The sequence below is a fragment of the Paenibacillus agaridevorans genome, assembly GCF_003112455.1.
In the GTDB taxonomy this organism is placed as follows: domain Bacteria; phylum Bacillota; class Bacilli; order Paenibacillales; family Paenibacillaceae; genus Pristimantibacillus; species Pristimantibacillus agaridevorans.
Window position 1 is genome coordinate 161984 of record NZ_BDQX01000163.1, and the last position, 18368, is coordinate 180351.

Genomic DNA, 18368 nt, shown 5'->3' on the forward strand with positions numbered 1-18368 from the left:
CATTGACTAACGATCAATCAAAAAGGTACAGTTCTCAACATTATTGAGAAGACTGTACCTTTTGGTATTTATAATGAACAACCTTTTTAAATGCGAGTTCACAAGCTATTAGGGTTACCTCGTAATGGGAAGCGGACTTATTGAACTACTTTTTAAAGCAGGTTTTTGAAGGCATGACGAACGACGTTGCCGCGACTGATTATGCCAACGAGAACGCCATTGCGTACAACCGGCAGCTTCTTGATGCGCTTCTTCCCCAGAATAGCCGCTACATCCTCGATATCTCGATCCCAATCGATCGTAACGACCCGCTTCCTGGCAAGCTCCATGACATTGAGGTTAAGCAGCCGCTTCGTTCTTTCCTCGAAAGGCTCCTGATAGTCTTCCAGTTGAATAACGAAGGCGTATGCGATCGCATCAAACATACCTTGCTCCGACTTTCCGATAAATCGCATAATATCGCCGTCGCTGATATACCCGACGATCGCATTGGCTTCATTGACAACCGGCATGCCACTGATGCCGTGGTCGATAAACTTTTCGATGACCATTCGGACTGTGTCCGACTCCTTCACCTTGTATACTTGCGCATTCATCACGTCGCTTGCTTTCATGCGAATCCCTTCTTTCTGATATACTGTACCAGAATCTGATTTCGTGTGAGGAAACCTCTTATCGAAGCCTTTCAAAGCTGATCTACCGCGTTTAGAGGTGGGTTATCGCCAATAAGATTTTTATTAATTCGGCAGGCCCGAAAACTTCTATAATCTTATGTGGTAAAATAGAGTTTAACACCTGAAAGAACCTTATGTCGATCAGGAAGTGAATGGGACGGGAGGTCGCCAAAGCATGTCGCTTCAAATCTTTATTCTCGGAATTTTGTGCGAGGGGCACCGTCATCCTTATGACATCAAAAAGATGTTTAAGCAAGAAAGTCTCGCTCCGGAAATCCGTATTACCGATGGCACGCTTTATTATCATTTCGAAGCGCTGACGAAACGGAAATTCGTCGAAAAAATGACGACCTCTCGGGAAGAGAACCGCCCGGAACGAACCTTATACGGCATTACCGAGCTCGGTCGGGAAGCTCTTGTCGAGATGATCTATAAAAGCTTTCGAAACTTCAAAGAGGTCAGCGATCTATACCCCTGCATCCTGTTCATCCATCATGTGAGCCGTGAGCGGGTCATTGGCATGCTGGAGGATTGTATAGAGGTCATGAACAAAAAAATCCGCCGATATGAAAAAATTTGGAATGAAGTGCCTCCGGAATCCAATGATCATCCCATTGTTTTAAATGCCAAGAACTTGCAAGAGCATGCAATGAACAGGGCCAAGACGGATCTGGAATGGCTGGAGAGGGTGCTCGAACGCACCAGGTCCAATTAATCGCCAACCCTACAAACGCCAACCCTAATCGTTTTCTGCAGATCCAATGACGCCGATCGCGGATAGCCGCGGACGGAATTCAATAATGACAATTAGTTCAAAAATGGCCAAAAGTGCCGCTAATGTCTGTTCGATCACCCCTTCTCACGAATAAGTGGAAAAACGCCCTCTAATATCCCCCTCTCCGCCCTTGCTTGCGCTTTAGAGGGAAATCCTCCCTCTAATCCAGGCCGAATCACGGCATTCGGGCAGAATCCCCCCGATTATATGGAGCTTTTCCCTCTAAGCCGAACCGATAGCCGGATTTGTCCAGATTAATGGGAGCTTTTCCCTCTATTTTCTGATGCGACATGCGGTACGCAGCATGCGACATGTGGTACGCGGTATGCGACATGCGGTACGCAGCATGCTACAAGTGGTACACGGTATGCGACATGCGTCATACGCTTGGCCTCTCCTCGCACTTGCAGCTGCGGTCTCCGTTACATTTTTGAATAGATTCCACAGGTTGAGGATACGTCGCTGCCTTAGCCATATGCTTTCCCATACGTGAACATATACCGCGAAGACGCCCAATTAGGGCGTCTTTTGCTGTTTTCAAGCCTGTCCGGGTTTGTTTCCCCTCTTGACATGAAAGAGCTTACGCAGTTATCGTACAATTTATATTACTTTAATTAGAGTAATCAGTCTAGAGGTTTTCCAGGAGAGAGGAGTTCAGAAGGAATGAAGAACATACTGACGTTGTTCAAGCAGAAAATGGTTATTGGCGGCATCTTCATGGCGGTCTTTTATCAAATCGTCTTTATTACCATCTACATGAGCGGTTACGGCGCGATGTCGGACAATTTGGACCAGCTCAGCGTTGCCATCGTGAACGAGGATGAGCAATATGGCAAGGAAATTGCCGATTCCCTGGCCTCCGAGCTTCCATTCAAGCTCATTACGAATGTAAACCTTGCGGATGCACAGCAGGAATTGGACGATCGGGATCTCCATATGATTATCCATATTCCGGAAAACTTTACGGAGAAGCTCCAGACAGAGGGCGAGCAAGCTCCGCTGGACTTCTTCATTAACCAGTCGACTCCGGCAATGGTCGCTTCTTCGATGCAGCAAGTAGCGACTCAGTTGACGTCTACGTTGAATCAACAATTCGCCGTACAGAACGCCGAGCGGCTCCTGCTCGCGCATAACATGCCCGAAGAGCAAGCCAAGGCGCTTGCAGCCGGCATTGCGACGAAGCTCGCTTCAGAGATCAACCTGTCGAATCCGATTCCGGCCGGCATGCAGAACCAGGTGGCTCCAGTGTTTTTGTCCATGGTTTCACTCGTCGGCGCGATGATTTTCGCCATGCTGGGAACAGGCGCAGCCCAAAGCCTCGCCCCTTCCATGGGCAAATGGCATGCTTTTCTCGCCTTTCACGGAGTCAGCGCCATTGTCTCGGTCATTGCCCCGGTCGTGGGCCTAGCGATCGCATTCGGCTTTCATGGCTACGGCTTTGAAACCTTCTTCAAGATGTGGGGGCTGCACGCGCTCGAGATGTTCGCCGCAATCGAATTTATGGGCATCTTCTTCTTCCTTGCAGGGCAAGCGGGGATGCTGATCTCCTTATTTTTTATCCTGGTTCAATCCATTACAAGCGGATTAATGATGCCTCAAGCTATCATGCCCGACTTCTACCGAATCATTAGCTATATTTCCGTCATGTACTACAGCGGGCAATCCGACTTAAGTCTTATGTTCGGAGGGGGCAAGACAGGCGAGCACATCCTTGGCCTCGTTCTTATTGCCGCCGCGGCCATCCTGATTAATACACTGATTTATTGGCGGAAGACGGCCGCGAAGCAGTTAGCCGAACCCGCTCGCGTCTTCGCAACCGATTAATTAAGAAATGAGGTGCCGTCCATGAGAAACGTATTCGCTCTTTTAACGAATAAGGCCTTCATCACCGGCTTTGTTATGCTGCTGATTTTCCAGTCCATGATGCTGCTGGTTTTCCTGCCGGGTTACACGGCCATTCCGAAGAATCTGCCCGGCTTGACTGTAGCTCTGCTCAATCACGACAAGGGAGAGACGGGAGCGCAGATCGCCGAAGGACTAAGCGGGCAGCTGCCCTTTAAGCTGGATACCTCCTCCTCGCTTGAGCAGGCGCTAAAGGATCTGGACAATCGCGACATTCATATGATTATTCAAATCCCCGAGAACTTCTCGGAGAAGATTGGCGATATAAGCGAACAAGTGAATCTGAACTTCTTCATTAACCAATCCAATCCGTCCACCACGGCGTCGACGATGCAGTCCGTCGTCACTCAGGCGACCGACGCGCTGAACGCTCAGTTTGCGGTTCAAACGATTCAAGGCACGCTGCAACAGCTGAGCGTCGGCGAAGAGGAAGCCGCGGCGTTGGCAGCAGGCATTCCATCCAAGGTAGCCGCCAATATCGTGCTTACGAACGAGGTTCCGCCGGGCATGCACAATCTGATGGCGCCCATGTTCCTTGTCATGTCTATCTACACCGGGGCCATGATGTACACCATGATCTCCCTTAACGGCTTCCATGCGCTTAAGCGCAGGATGGGCAAGTGGCAATCGTTCTTCGCGCTTCAAGGCGCGCATGTCGTCGTATCGATACTCGCGCCGCTGGCCGGACTCGCCATCTACTTCCTGATGCAGGAGCATTCCGCGGCGTCCTTCTTCGGCGTTTGGCTGACGCATTCGCTGGAGACGCTGGCTTCCATTGAATTCATGACAATCCTCTTCATGCTGTTCGGCCAGATGGGCTCGATCGTCAACATTCCGATCATGCTGGTTATGACGATCGCGAGCGGCGCGGTCATGGCTCCGCAGATGATGTATCCGTTCTTCAAGTCCATCAGTGAATGGACCGTTATGTATTACCCGGTTCACTTGGACTTCAACTTCCTCTTCGGAGGGGGCGGCACGGGCGAGCTTCTGCTCAAGCTTGTTCTATACGCCGTCGTTTGTATGGGCATCGCGCTTGGCCTGCATTTCTGGAAATACAACAAAAAAACTGCCCCGCCGCCTGCTCTGGATGGAGCTACGGCTGTGCAGCCTGTAAGCTAGGAATGTCAATGCATATACAAAATGGCGATGCTAAGGTTATCTTAGCACCGCCATTTGTTGCTTCAGGGAGCCTCCAACATACGAATAACATCAAAGTCAAGCTGCACGTCAACTGCTGCCATGCTATCATCCAGTTGAGTTATACTCTTGGGGCCAATAACCGGGTATACGGCAAAGCCGTGTGCTGGTGAGAGCATATAAGCAAGTGCAATTCTGGAACAAGATAAATCCCGATCACGAGCTATTTGTTTAACTCGATTAAGACGAGAGAAGTTGACTTCATTGTAGTAATGGCGCCCTACTCCCGAATCGGCTTGATCATCGCCTGCAGCATATTTCCCGCTGAAGAAGCCATTTGCCTGGGAGCTGTAAGGCGTGGCGGACAAGCCGGTTTCCCTGTGATGCTGTATCATCTTTTCATCCATAGATACCAAGGTTGGATCCGACAAATGATGCCGATTTACAGTGGCAAGACTCCACATCATCTGGTTGACGACAAATCCCCGTTTGCCGTTTTCCTTGGCATACCGGCGGGCCTCCTGTATCCGCGGAAGCGTCCAATTCGAGCATGCGTAATAACGAATCTTGCCAGCCTTCACCTGCTCCTCAAGAATTTCAATGATTTCAGCAATCGGTTTTGAAGGATCATCCCTGTGCAGATAATACAAATCGATCGTATCCGTCCGTAGATTACGCAGACTTTGGTGCAAATCCGACACAATGTCTTCTCGTTGCAGTCGAAGGAAAGGGCCATTGTTCAAAAGAGGGCATGCCCCTTTCGTTCCAATGACGATGTCCTGACGATTGCCGCGCAGCTGCATCCATTTGCCCAACGTTTTCTCGCTAATGCCTTTAATAGGCCATTGCCAATCCGCATAATTTAATGAAGTGTCCAGGAAGTTGCCTTGTTCTTCGTAAAAACGATCTAACATACGGAACGATTCGGTTTCATTAATGCTGCTCCCGAACAAAGCTGTACCAAGAGCCAATACAGAAGCATTTAAATCCGTATCTGGCAATACGCGCCTTTGCATATATACTCCCACCTTCTTTGATCCTGACAACTTCCCGATCTCGTTTTATGACCAATCCATGTATTGTTCTTTCCCGGAAACAGCGGACGCATAAACCTTCTCGAGAATCGCGATAATGTCTCTGCCGTACGATGGCGGGCAGCCTGTATCCCCACCGCTTGAGATAGCTTGCAGCAAATCCATGTACTGCAATTCAAAGGGGGAGACGGAGCGGGGCACTTCCACTCGCTCGTAAGGGCCTCCGGCGCTTAACCACAAGCTATCCCCCGTCATCAGCTTAAGCATCCCCTTCGTGCCGATAATTTCCGTCTCATTGCGCGCCGCCCCGACATACCCGGCTTGCACAATCGAAGCGGGCATTCCGTTCTCCAGTTCCAGATAAATCAAGCCGCTTCCCTCCACATCTCCTCTGTTGCCGTTATGGCTGGTCGACGCATTTACCTTGCATACCCGGCTCCCGGTCAGCCACTGGATTTTGTCGATGGAATGCGTACCTAGATTGGCTAATATGCCTCCGCCCGATTTCTTCTTCTCTAGAAACCAATCCGGTCTTGAGTCCCGAAAATAATCGGTGTGACGAACATCGTGAATCATAACCAAATCACCGATGAGTCCGCTATCGATCATCAATTTGGCTTGTATATTCTCCGCCATGTAATGTTGTGTATGGCCTACCAATACGCAAACTTCCCCAATTTGTGCCGCTTGTATGATCTCATCGCACTCGTCGACGGATAATGCCATCGGCTTCTCCAGCATCATGTGGCAGCCATTCGAAGCAGCGAAAAGCGCGGCTTCCTTATGCAAGTAATGCGGCAACGCGATCGCGACAATGTCCGGACGTTCCCGCTGGATCATCTCCCGATAATCCAGATATGCCGGAATTCCGTATTGGGCCGCCGCCTCCTCCACTCGTTCCGCGTTTAGATCCGCAACTGCACATGCACGCAGACCCTCCAGCTCTGCAACCGCGCTAAAGTGACGGCCAGCAATCGCGCCAGCTCCAATAACGGCAACCGTTAGCTCGGCTTTTGCCATGATGTATCGACGCTCCAATTCTAGTAGGATAATAAGAAGCTGGGTTTAATGATTCCGTTGCTGCTGTTAAAATCCATATAGCTTGTTGTGCTGTTATCTTCCATGACGACAACCAGACTTGCCGCTCCTCCCGAACGCATCGATGCATAGATAAAGTCGCTGATATCCCATTCATATACGGCTGCCGTTGGTCCAACCGGAATCGTATCCAGCTTGAATGCGGATATCCCTACACCTGTTACGTCGCCTGTCGTTGGATGATGGTTAGGAGCATTATTGAAAGTAATGGCGGTTGATGTCCAATCATTATCGATAATCCCGTAAACCGTAATTGGAATTTCCTCAGACGACGTCGTGTTTTTTCCATACAACCGCAATACGGCTTCATTAACGCGGCCCGTCTTAATCGATTCCAAATCGATTTTTAAGTAGGATTTTCGGTCAGCTCCCGTGCCGCTTGCATTTTTTACTACGAGATGGGTAGAGTATTCCAGATTGCTGTTGGCATACGTGCCTCCCCAAATAAAGGCGGAATGGTCGATCTGTTGAACAACCGGCCGATACATGGATAATGTCGGCGGTTTGTTGCCTAAACGTCCGTCAACCGTTAGCAGCACATTGCCGTCGGTTTCATCCACCAGGATAAAACTGGCCGTTTGCCCGGAGAGTCTGTCCTGCAAAAACTTGCTTACATCTATCTCGTAATTTCTGTTCGTCCCGGAGGCCAGAACGGTGGCGATAGGTACCGCGGCATCGGGAATATCTGTAATGGTTGTATCTCCCGATTCGTGATTGGAAGAATTGCTCCAGGTTAAGCCGGCTTCCGTCCAGCTATCATCCATAATTCCGTAGACGCTAATGGGTATGTTCGTATTTGGACTGGTCGATGAAGCCTGAAAACGTAGTACTCCCTTGCCCAGCTCGGCGGAAGTATATTCGCCCAGATCAAACTGCAAATAAGAGATTCGATCATCCGCCGCATCGGGAGCATCCATAATCTGCATCTCTGTAGCTCCCACCTGAGGCGAAGCACTGTACGCCCCGCCACGGACATAAGTCGTATCCTCGGCTACAATATCTAAACTTTCTTTGATCGTCAGCTGCGGCGGTCTAGAACCGCTTTCTTTGCTCGGAATAAAGATCCAGTCATTCGTATTATGATCCGCCGCAATCATAAAGCTGACAAATTTGTTATCAAGCCCGTGGGCCTGGACAAAATCGGTAACATCAACCTCATGCCACGCATAATTGGCATCTTCAAGGCTGATCGTATCGATGTAATAGGCGGTTGAACCTTCACCCGTAATTATCGTTTTGCCTGATCCGTCACTTGCGATATTAGGCGCATTCATCCAGGTCAAGGACTTCTCATCCCAGCTGTTATCCACAATTCCATAGATCGATAATTCCACGGGGTTGTACGGTGCGGCATTATCATAAGCATAAAATCGGAATGTAGATTCCGACACATGATTGCCCGAATAGTTATTTAAATCGAATTTCACATAGGATACCATGTCGCCGCCATTGGCTCCCGTATTTCTGACTCCCATCGTCGAATATTCGCCAAAGACCCGATTCGGCTCTTGTTCCCTGGCATAGGTATCCTCAGATGCATTTACTTTGTATGCCTGATTGCTTAATGTAGGGGCAGCTTTGAGCGGTGCAACAATCGTAATGTATTCCCCTTCCCTTGTAAAGGGATAAACTACTCCATCGACATTTACACTGGAGAAAACTTCGTCGCCCGCATAAAAAGTTAAAGTAGTCATTCGGTATGGAGTCGAATCATTAACCTCATTCTCAATGTTAATGATGCCAGTATCGTAAGCGATAGATAAGCCGCGCAAAATCTCGTCGCTGTGAGCATATAGCTTATAATCGATCATCAAACGATTGTCGTTGCTAATCTCCAGGTTCACCATATCCTGATTCGCATTCCGCCTAAGAAGCATAAAGCTGGCTTCCTCGGTTGCATGGCTAATATCATATTGGATAATGACTTCTTCGCCGTCATCCTTCGTAACGCGAACGCCATCAGGTGTATTCAGCATTTGGGCAATCCCATTGGTCGCCCCGGGAGAATATTCATGGATAGCGACAAATTCTCCATCCCCCTCAACGGTCTGACGGGCAGCGAGAACTGGAATCTTAATATTTTGCTTATTCGCCGTACCATAGGATCGTGCCTCGAATACATCCATCTGCCGATCATTCAGCATCGTGATTCGATAGGATTTGTTCATATCCGTATCATCGGTGAAATCCGCCGACCAGTTCCCTGTCGTTGTTCCTTGACCGAGCAGATCGGTATACTGGTAGCCGTTAGCCGTTCCCAAACTCCCCGTTTGAGGAATTGTAGCAAGACTCAGCTCCATCGTGCTATCAGGCACGCGAGCGAACCAGTCAAACGTTACCTCATCATACGTACGCAATTTGAATACATCCAGCATCCAGTCATCGACGCTTATTAGCGCTCTCCGATATTGCTGAACATCGGCGAAGATACCATCCGCTGCCGCTGCGCTGTAATGCATGGAATTAGTATGGCCCAATGTCAGGAACGAACCGCTGATTCCAGCTTGATTCGCATCCGGAACGACAACCGTATTATGAGCGGCAGACATTCGATAATAATTTTCCGCTGAATCAGTGCCATACGGACTGATCCCCAGATCATCCAGCCATACCCGGTCATTCCCGTAAGTCGTAATATTCAGCTTATCGTAATGGTCGTGAGAGCCGGTAAACATGCCGTAATCCATCGTACTCATATAAGTTTGTCCATTATAATGATTGCGGGTAAGCACGGTTCCGACGGCGCTCATGTTAGCATCATGAAGAATGAAAGGCTCCGCCGAGTACGGAATTTGGCGATAGCCGGTTAACAGGGAAAACAGATCGGCATCGCTTCTCTCGACCGTCGTATATGCCTGGTTAAGGAAAGATCTGTACTGGGATGAAGCAGCTTGATATTCTCTGTCGGCCGTTTCCATCATCCATAAATAAATGGGGGTTATGAGATTCGGCTTATAAGGAGAATCGTTATTCGCTTGCATTGTTAAATCCGGATAAGGCAAATTCAACATTGCATCAAACATGGACTTCAGCTTGTTGTTCCCCGTATACAGATTCTCGCCTACATTGCTTCCGAAACGCTGCGCGGCATCCGCCAGGAATATATATTCCTTTAGAACAAAACCGTGATAACTCGGCGTACCCTCGAACCAGAAACCGTCCTCGCCTACACCGTAATCCAGCAATTCATTGAACATCCCCATTGCTTCTCCTGCTTGCGCGGTCGGCGTATAACCTTCTTTCGCTTCTGTTATCAAGTCCGGATCATCATACAAATAACCGATCAAGCCTAGCGCAGTGTCTTGAATAACCTGGAAATTATTTGTGCTGAAGCTGCGTTTCATAACATCGGCCGAAGGGTACAGCATGTCCTCTCGAATCGCTTTCTTATATGCGGTGTCAAACACGCCGGAGTTATACAAATTATCCACTGCATACACCATTGGCGTAACAAAATAAGCTCCTTCACTCAGTACGGAATAAAACACCCTCGAGGCGATTGGCCTAATTGGAGTAACTACGTCATGCAGCGCGTATTGCGGGTATTTATCTGCAAACTCTTTGACGATCTCCCCCGCTTTCTCGGCATAAGCGTTTTCGCCTGTCAGCACATACAAGTAGGACAAATACATGGCAGCATCCGTGTGGTATTGAATCCATTTTGAATACCAGCCTTTTGTAATCGCTTTCATTTGATCTTCGGTCGCGGTCTCGTTAGCCAAGCTAATAATCAAATCATCCGAAGGGTCGTTCGGATCAATGCCGGGCGTTTTGAACTCTGCGACCTGATAATACGTGTCATAGTCATACCCCATGGCGATAATATCCTGGTAAGACTTGTATTCGAAGATCAAAGCTACATTGTTAATGGGATCGGTAAATCGATTCTCCCAGATATAATTCGAATCTGGGATGAGCTCTATATCCCTGGTCAACCACCCATCGTATCTCGACTTGTAGTTATTCACGACATCCTGGGCCCAGCGATAACCGAATATTGTATCTCTGATCGACTTTACATGAATAAAATGAGGGCGGGTATTCGACAGTTCTCCTTCATTCAGCTCAAAGTTATCAATGTAGGCTTCATCGATCCCTAGCGGCGAATTAAGCTCCACATATAAAGCAATAACGACATCGCTGCTTGCATAGCTGCCGAGAGCGCTTGCAAAATCTACTCCTTCTGAAGTCCCTAGCTCCCATTCCGTAATCGGATCCGGATTTATGCTGCCATCATGCCAGGTATGATTAGAAAGTTCGGTTGCCGTATACATACTGGCGCCACCCGCAGTCGATGACAGGCTGTCCCATTCCGACTCAGGGAGAATCACAAGCCTCAGTACATTGCTATGTTCGGTCAATGAGTTAAATAGCTGATAGTCTGCCGTCGCTATCAAATCGGCGGGTCCGGTAAAGAAAGAGGGCAGCGTCAGCCTTTGTCCCAGAAGCACGGCTCCTTTGGATGCGGCCGTTCCGGTTACTTTCAGGAAATGTCCTGGCACGCCCCCTTCATCTTCTACCGTAACCGTAAAGTCCGGGTCGGCTAAAGCGTCCGTCTTGGCGTACTTAACCTCCCAACCGCCGGCCGTTGAAAGCTCAGCGTCCAATGTCGTTTCAAAGCCCGTATCCATAAAGCTTGCTCCGCCCGTGTATGCAAGGCGAAGCTTGCTTATATACACGGGAGAAGAACCAGCCGTCCAGCTTATCTTCATATAGTTGGCATTCTGTATCCCTTGCAGCTCGAATACCAGACGATTCCACGAGCCATCCCGAACCCCTTCATTGACAAGGGTTGGATTAACGGCGGTATAGTTGATCTGGTCCTCTGAAATTTGAAAGTCAATAGACGGCAAAGCCAGAGAAGGATCAACATAAGCAACTACTATCAACGATCTTATATCATTTGCTTGATAGATCATCTGGGGATTCGAACCATTGTCGGATACGAAAGAGGAATCATCTTCAACATAACTGGCTCCAGGATCGGTTTCATCTCTGACAACGATATCCGAATGGGAATAAAGCATAGTCAAATCATTAAATTCGTCCTGGAGAATTAACCCGCCATCATCCTCATTCAGCGGATATGCGGCAGCCACGTTTGATGCGGAAGGATGAAATGCAAGATGAGAACTCACACAAAGCATAGCCAGCAACAGCAACGCCCACTTGCGTAATTTTATCATTTTAACTCACCTCTGCTATTTTGGAATTGTTAAAAAGCGATCATTCAACAACCTCTTGATAGGATTTTGTTACAGCCGCCTCCTTGGCTTTCAGGCAAAGGAGAGCACTGCGTAAACCTTCTTGCAAGGTGCTTATTGAAGCTTCTTTTCCTTTCATCACAGCAATAAAATTGGCGGCTAAATGCGCATCTCCGCCGAAATGTCCATCCCCTTCGCCGAATTGATACCGATCCACTTGTTCCTTATGATGATGAATCACGGTTATGGAGCCTGTAATAAAATCGAAATCGACGGTTCCCTTGTAACCAACGACTCGAGCTCCACGAGTACCTGCTTCGCGCCGGACTATGAAGTTTTGCGTATAACTGAGATGAACGCCATTCTCGTATTCGATAAGCGCGCTGCCCGAATCTTCATTCCCCGTATCCTCTGCGAAGCAGCAGTACGGCCAATTCTGTTCCTCATTCGTACCGACCGTGCTCTCCTCGCAGGTCCGATTATCTTCGCAGTCCTTGCATCGCAGACCCGCAGGCTTCTGTCCTTTGAAAACCTGCTTCGAGGTTACCGCGCAGACCCTTTTCGGCTTCGAACCAATAATATGCATTAAATAATCAAAGTCGTGGGTAGCCTTCTGCAGAAACATTCCGCCCGTTATGGATTCATCGCGATACCAAGCATGATAATAAACGCCGCCGTAAGGTACATTATTGGTAGCTTGCACATGGGCAATTTCGCCGATTTCACCCGAATCTACAATGGCCTTGACCTTCTGCACGATAGAGGTTAAACGAAGCGGATGAGATACGACGACAGGCGTATGGCTGTAGATTTCCGCTGCTTTGTGCAGCTCCTTCCACTGCTCCATCGATGTCGATACGGGCTTTTCCAAATAAAGAGGGATGCCATACGGCAATACCTCTAATGCATACGCGGTATGCTCGGAGCAGCGCGTACCGATCATGATGCCGTCAAGCTTTTGGGCCGCCAACATCTTGGATACCGTTGGAAAATTGGGAATAGGCAGACCGTCCTCATCCACAAGATCCGGAAATTCGAGAACATCTACGATCCCTGCTATACGAACAGCGGGATCCAGCAGCTTTATATGTCTAATCACCTCTTTCATTCGAAGCCCGTATCCGATAACACCTAATCTCAAGCTTGACTCCCCCCTTTTGTGAATTTCCGACTACAACGCTCCTATGGATGGCCAATGCAGCTCAATCCCCGCTCTTTCCAGCCCCGCTTGGAAGTCTTGCAGAAGCATCTTATTATTCCTTACCTGGCTTGGCGATACATTGCGATCCAAGCAATAGGAAGCAATTGCCCCGGCGGCCTCTCCAATGTTCCATTCCACGGGATGCAGACGATAACAGCCGTTCGTAAGGTGGGTGACCCCAATATTTTTGGAAGCGGCTAGCAGATTGCGAATGCGTACGGGAATTAAACTGCCCAGCGGGATTTGGAACGGATAACTGGATAAATCGATATAAGGTCTCCCCCCCAAACTAGGGTGCAGGTCAATCCGGTACGCCCCGATCCCGACCGTATCGTCAAATCGCTCGGCCCCGGCAGCCCCTCTGATATCAGCGCTAACCATTTGCTCGACGACCGTAAATTCCGCTTGAATTCTTCTGGATTCTCTAATATAAGGATATTTGGCCAACCCGTCCTCCGTGCCCACGGCATCCTTGCATAACTTAATGCCGGGATAACCTTGTTTCCCGTCGGGGCGCGGCGCTTCCGTCTGCATCCAATACAACAACGAAAGACTTAACTGTTTGGCGCCTTCCAAATGACGTTGTTTCTCCTCTTCGCTTACATCGATGATGGATCCGAGCCAGTAGTCGTTCTGCGGCCAGTTCACGATAACGATATCGCTATCGTAAGTGCCAGGCATAAAGTTGTTTTTATCAATAATTCTGCGATAGGTCCATCTCGATGTCGGCCCGCCCTCTATTGGGAAAAAGGGGTATTCCGTCGGCTCTAAAGTGATATAATGCGGAACTTGCCAGCTGAGAAGTTTTCCTGTCCAAAATTGCGTGTTGGAGTAGTCTCTCCAAAAATCGTATTGCGCAGGTTTCTCGATCGTATGGTCTTCGCCCTCATGGTAAGTAATGGCGTAACAATACGTAATCGGCTGCATATCCATTGGGTCCGCAGGGCCCGCCAGAGCATGCGGCTCGCCTGTCTGGGCCTGCGACTCCGAGCCTGTTACATATTCGGCGGAAGCAAGCGGCAACAAATCTCCGCATTCCGTGGCGTCCAGGAAGTATTCCGCCGTTAATACGATTTGATGATTCAATAAGCCGTTGCGAACCGTAACGGCTATGATTTCATCGCCGTTCAATTCAACCGATTCAGGTTTATATTGATACAAAATTTTCAACTTTCCGCTATGGATATAAGGAGCCAACATTTGATGAAAAACGGCCAACGATGCTCTTGGCTCGTGGCAAAGCCGACTCACTACGCCATTGCCGGGATTTAACCGATCCAGGGCTCTAGCCTCGGGGGTAAGCGGAAAATGATTGCGGTAGTAGTCGCGAACGAGATTGCGATATTGCCTGTAGCTTCTGGTACAACCGAACTGCTCGATCCAGGGATGTTCATCGGGAGGCACCGCCTGGCTGGTAAATTGCCCGCCAATCCAATCCGTTTCCTCTGTCATAAGGACATGTTTTCCCGTACGACAAGCCGACAGAGCTGCTGCGCAGCCCCCAATCCCTCCGCCAATGATGACAATATCACTTTTCATTTCTTGAAACATGACCTTCTCCCCCGCATCCATTCACGATAGTTTCCTTTAAACATTCATAATAAAGCTGCTGCCCAAGCAAGGTTGGATGAACGCCATCATCCATTCCTGCATTTTCAATCGTACGAATACATGATTCTAAACGATGAGTGGAGGCAAGCGCTAATTTCCAATATGCCTCAATATCTGCCACCAAGCAGTCATATTGACCAGCGACATCTCGTATCAACTGATTGTACTCTGCAATCCATTGATTAGCCCCCTTCGTCCCATACCATTGCTGCGGATGCCTATTGTAATAATAGGCATCCGCATTTCCTTCAATAATGGGATGAATGGTGCATAATAGAGATCGAATGTTATGTTCCCTCTGTTCCTCGATCATCTTGCTTAGATTGGCTTGAAAGGCGCTTCCTGGAACTTTATTCGTATTAGGCGCTTCCATAACATGATCATTCATTCCAAATTGCAGAATACATAGATCGGGTTTATTCATTAACACTTCTTCGCGATGTCGTAATAACGCATCTGCCGTTGTTTGCCCCGGAACACCCGCATTATAGGTTTCACACCCTAATGCCTCACCTAACATATGAAGATAAGTATCCTGCGGGGACAAATGAACTCCGGCCGTAATGCTATCGCCAAACCCGACAATTAACCTTAATTTCGAATCGCATCGCTCCATCGCCGTTTATCCTTTCAGCGCTCCGCTAGTAATTCCGTTAATAATATGCTTTTGAAGTATAAAGAAGATAACTAGCAACGGGATCGTCGCCACTACTAATCCCGTCATGGTCAAGGAATAATCGATGAAATGTTCGCCCTGAAACCGCATTAACCCGGATTGGATAGGATGAAGAGCTTTCTCGGTAATGACAAGCGAAGGCAACAGCCATTCATTCCAGATGCTTCTTACATGAAAAATCGTCACGGTTGCAATAGCCGGCCTGACTAGCGGCACTACAATGAACCATAGCTTGGTCCATTTATTGCAGCCATCTACAGTAGCAGCTTCCATCATTTCCTTGGGGATGGAGTCCATAAAATTTTTGACGATAAACACGGTTAGCGGTATTAGCACCGTCGCAAACGGTAAAATAAGTCCCAGTCGATTATTGAGCAGCCCCAGCTCGGCTATTACAATATATTTCGGAATAAAAATGCCCGGCATCGGAATCATCATCGTAACGATGATGGCTCCGAATATCAGGTTTTTAAGTGGGAAACGGTAGAACGCCACAACATATGAAATGCTGATCCCTACGACAATCGCAATCGATACAGAAGTTACGGTGTAAAAAAAACTATTCCAAACGTACCGGGAAAAACCAAATTCAACAATGACCTTGTAGTAGTTGGTCCAAGATGGATGATTCGGGATCAGGGTCGCCAGCAAATTTTCGTTTTTCAAAATTTCGCTATTGGGCTTGAATGTATTGGCGATAATCCATGCAAACGGATAAATACATGTAACGGCGACGGCGATCAGAATGGTATGGAGACTCATTGATTTTGTTTTATTATTCATATAGCTTCGCACCATACCTTCTTGAAAACGTTAATTGAATAACGGAGAACACAATAAGGATGAAACCAAAGAGAACGGATAGGGTAGTGGAATAACCCATTTTGCTGTTCTCAAAAGCTTCCTTATAAATGCGCATGGACGGAACCTCTGTCGCATAACCGGGTCCCCCGTTGGTCATGATGACCACCTGACCGAAGATTTGCATGGAGCCCAATACTAACAGAATCATGACAAGGATGATCGTAGGAACCATGAGCGGCAAAGTGACTGATTTAAACGTTTGAAAGCTCGATGCTCCTTCAATGCTCGCAGCCTCATACAGTTGTTTATCAATCCCCGTAAGACCGACGAGGAATAGCAGGAAAAAGGTTCCAAACGTTTCCCAAATAAAGGTTACTCCGACCGCACCCATAGCTGTACTGCTTTCGGCTAACCAAGCATGCTTGAGCGAGGACAACCCTAAGGCATCCAACGTCTGATTAATAATGCCGAACTTTGGCTCGTACATCCATTTCCAAATCATCCCTACGGCAATTGGAGAAAGTATGGTAGGAATAAAATAGATGATGCGATAGGCGCCGGCTCGAATCACCTTATTGACCAGAATCGCAAGCAATAAAGCCAAAGGAATCTCGAGTCCGATAATGCCAATCGATATTTTGAAAACTCGAATGACGGATTCCCAGAACACATCATCCTCGAATGCCTTATTAAAGTTGCTTAACCCTACAAATTTGGCTTGAGACATCGGTGTATATCCGGACCATTCATAAAAGCTAAGACGATAGCTCTGATAGAAAGGCAGCAAATAAAACACAGCGAATAGGGATAAGCCGGGAATCACAAACAAATAGCTTGTGAAATAATCCTTCCATTTAGTAAACGTTTTCAAACCAATTGCCTCCCCTTGTCAAGTAACGCAATTTTGTCAAAGGCACTACTTGTTTTACCTTACTTATTCTTTTCGGCATACACTTTCATTAATTCTTGTTGAAGCTGCTCAGGAGATTTTTTGCCTTCGACCAATGCTTGAAGTCCTTTCCAGAATTCCTCATAGATATTGGATTCCGTAACTAACGCATGCATTCTTTTTTTGGTCAACTTCTCGCCCAGACCAGCAATTATTTTAATGTTAGAATCTATTTCGGCCTCTGCCAATGCATTGCTGTTGGCCGGCAAAATCCCGCTTAACTCAGTCATTTTTATTTGCTGAGGACCATCGACAAACCATTTTAGGAAGTCTTTTGTTTCTTGCATGTTTTTATTGTTTTTTGCAACTGTAAAGCTAATCGAGACGCCTCCGTCAATGTTCACGTCATTGCTTGTATTTACAGCTGGAGGGAGGGCTACAATCCAATCCAAATCAGGAGCGTCTGACTTAAGCACAGGCACAAACCACGAACCGTTGGAAATGACCGCTACCTCTTCATTGATAAATTTCTTTTCCACGTCTGACATAACTAGCACAGCTGTACCCTCAGCCAAATACTTTTTGTCGCGCAGCTCTGCAACTTTCCCGAATACCTCAAGCCATTTCGGATCTGCTAAACCATCGCCTTTTAACGCTGCTGTCAGCTGCTCTTCCCCGCCAAAAATATTGCTGGCAATCGGAAACACTACCGCATTCATAGAGCCCCAATTATCTCCGAAGTCGTAAGCGATTGGCGAAATCCCTTTAGCTTGTACTTTCTCGCTAAAACTCAGGAACTCATCCCAATTCGTTGGAGCTTGATCGAAGCCTGCATCATTAAGCATCTTCTTATTGTAATAATAGCCCGAGGTAGCGATCATATATGGAATTCCGTATTTGCCTGCTTCAGCGCCCCATGGGTTGCCTTCAGCCAAATCCCCTTTGAAGCTTTTCTCTTCGCCAAGCCAATCATAACCCCATGACTCCCATTCGGGCAGCAAATTTTCGACCAAACCTGCATTTACGAGATTGGCCAACAATTCGCCTTCCAGAGACCCCGCGTAAATATCGGGAAACTTTTTTTCCTGTGCTCTTGTAATCAGATATTGCTGATTGTTTTTGGCATCAATTAACGTTTGCTTTACCTTAACCCCGGTCAATTCGAAGTATTCGTTTAACAGTTGGTTGATGGCATCCTCTTGTCCGGTTTGATAATGCACCAGCTCGATCTCCACAGGGTCCTTCTTGTCAGCAGGGGTTTCTGTCGACTGATTGGAGGGACTGGGGTTGTTACCACCCGCGTTGGATTTATTGCCGCCATTATTAGACGTACAACCAACAAGCATTGCTACTGCCAATA

At 47.8% G+C, this 18368-nt stretch carries 13 protein-coding genes; 3 read left to right on the forward strand and 10 right to left on the reverse strand.

All coding sequences use genetic code 11. The features are described from left to right. Positions 1-152: 152 nt before the first annotated feature. Positions 153-614 carry a CBS domain-containing protein gene (locus PAT3040_RS14760; protein ID WP_108993336.1) on the reverse strand — a complete coding sequence of 154 codons (462 nt, stop codon included), beginning with the start codon at positions 612-614 and terminating at the stop codon, positions 153-155. 235 nt (positions 615-849) lie between these two features. Between PAT3040_RS14760 and PAT3040_RS14765 the strand changes: the two genes are divergently transcribed. The 3 genes from PAT3040_RS14765 (at position 850) to PAT3040_RS14775 (ending at position 4473) form a co-directional block, all read left to right on the forward strand. Beyond that, complete coding sequence (locus PAT3040_RS14765) at positions 850-1389, forward strand: PadR family transcriptional regulator (RefSeq protein ID WP_108993337.1); 540 nt, start codon at positions 850-852, stop codon at positions 1387-1389. Between the two features lie 723 nt (positions 1390-2112). Then, positions 2113-3273, forward strand: coding sequence for a YhgE/Pip domain-containing protein (locus PAT3040_RS14770; RefSeq protein WP_108993338.1), 1161 nt, complete (start codon positions 2113-2115; stop codon positions 3271-3273). Between the two features lie 21 nt (positions 3274-3294). Continuing rightward, the gene (locus tag PAT3040_RS14775) at positions 3295-4473 is read left to right on the forward strand and encodes a YhgE/Pip domain-containing protein (protein ID WP_108993339.1); all 1179 of its coding nucleotides are present in this window, start codon (positions 3295-3297) and stop codon (positions 4471-4473) included. 62 nt (positions 4474-4535) lie between these two features. Here PAT3040_RS14775 and PAT3040_RS14780 read toward each other — a convergent pair whose 3' ends face one another. The 9 genes from PAT3040_RS14780 to PAT3040_RS14820 form a co-directional block, all read right to left on the reverse strand. Beyond that, a complete protein-coding gene (locus tag PAT3040_RS14780) occupies positions 4536-5507 on the reverse strand; it encodes an aldo/keto reductase (protein WP_108993340.1) in 972 nt (323 codons plus the stop codon). Between the two features lie 45 nt (positions 5508-5552). Next, positions 5553-6545 (reverse strand): Gfo/Idh/MocA family protein, encoded by a 993-nt coding sequence (locus PAT3040_RS14785; protein WP_108993341.1) that lies wholly within the window; start codon positions 6543-6545, stop codon positions 5553-5555. 20 nt (positions 6546-6565) lie between these two features. After that, positions 6566-11809: a CBM96 family carbohydrate-binding protein gene (locus PAT3040_RS14790; protein ID WP_108993342.1), complete on the reverse strand. Its 5244-nt coding sequence runs from the start codon at positions 11807-11809 to the stop codon at positions 6566-6568. A 40-nt stretch (positions 11810-11849) separates the two neighbouring features. Continuing rightward, complete coding sequence (locus tag PAT3040_RS14795) at positions 11850-12968, reverse strand: Gfo/Idh/MocA family protein (RefSeq protein ID WP_108993343.1); 1119 nt, start codon at positions 12966-12968, stop codon at positions 11850-11852. A 30-nt stretch (positions 12969-12998) separates the two neighbouring features. Further along, positions 12999-14579: an FAD-dependent oxidoreductase gene (locus tag PAT3040_RS14800; RefSeq protein ID WP_108993344.1), complete on the reverse strand. Its 1581-nt coding sequence runs from the start codon at positions 14577-14579 to the stop codon at positions 12999-13001. Next, positions 14557-15255 (reverse strand): SGNH/GDSL hydrolase family protein, encoded by a 699-nt coding sequence (locus PAT3040_RS14805; RefSeq protein ID WP_108993345.1) that lies wholly within the window; start codon positions 15253-15255, stop codon positions 14557-14559. Before PAT3040_RS14805 ends, PAT3040_RS14800 begins: the two co-directional genes overlap by 23 nt. 6 nt (positions 15256-15261) lie before the next feature. Next, positions 15262-16098 carry a carbohydrate ABC transporter permease gene (locus PAT3040_RS14810; RefSeq protein WP_179215531.1) on the reverse strand — a complete coding sequence of 279 codons (837 nt, stop codon included), beginning with the start codon at positions 16096-16098 and terminating at the stop codon, positions 15262-15264. Continuing rightward, positions 16091-16990 carry a carbohydrate ABC transporter permease gene (locus PAT3040_RS14815; RefSeq protein WP_087567996.1) on the reverse strand — a complete coding sequence of 300 codons (900 nt, stop codon included), beginning with the start codon at positions 16988-16990 and terminating at the stop codon, positions 16091-16093. Before PAT3040_RS14815 ends, PAT3040_RS14810 begins: the two co-directional genes overlap by 8 nt. Before the next feature lie 59 nt (positions 16991-17049). Then, on the reverse strand, positions 17050-18368 hold a 1319-nt coding region (locus PAT3040_RS14820; protein ID WP_219930287.1), incomplete at its 5' end, for an ABC transporter substrate-binding protein.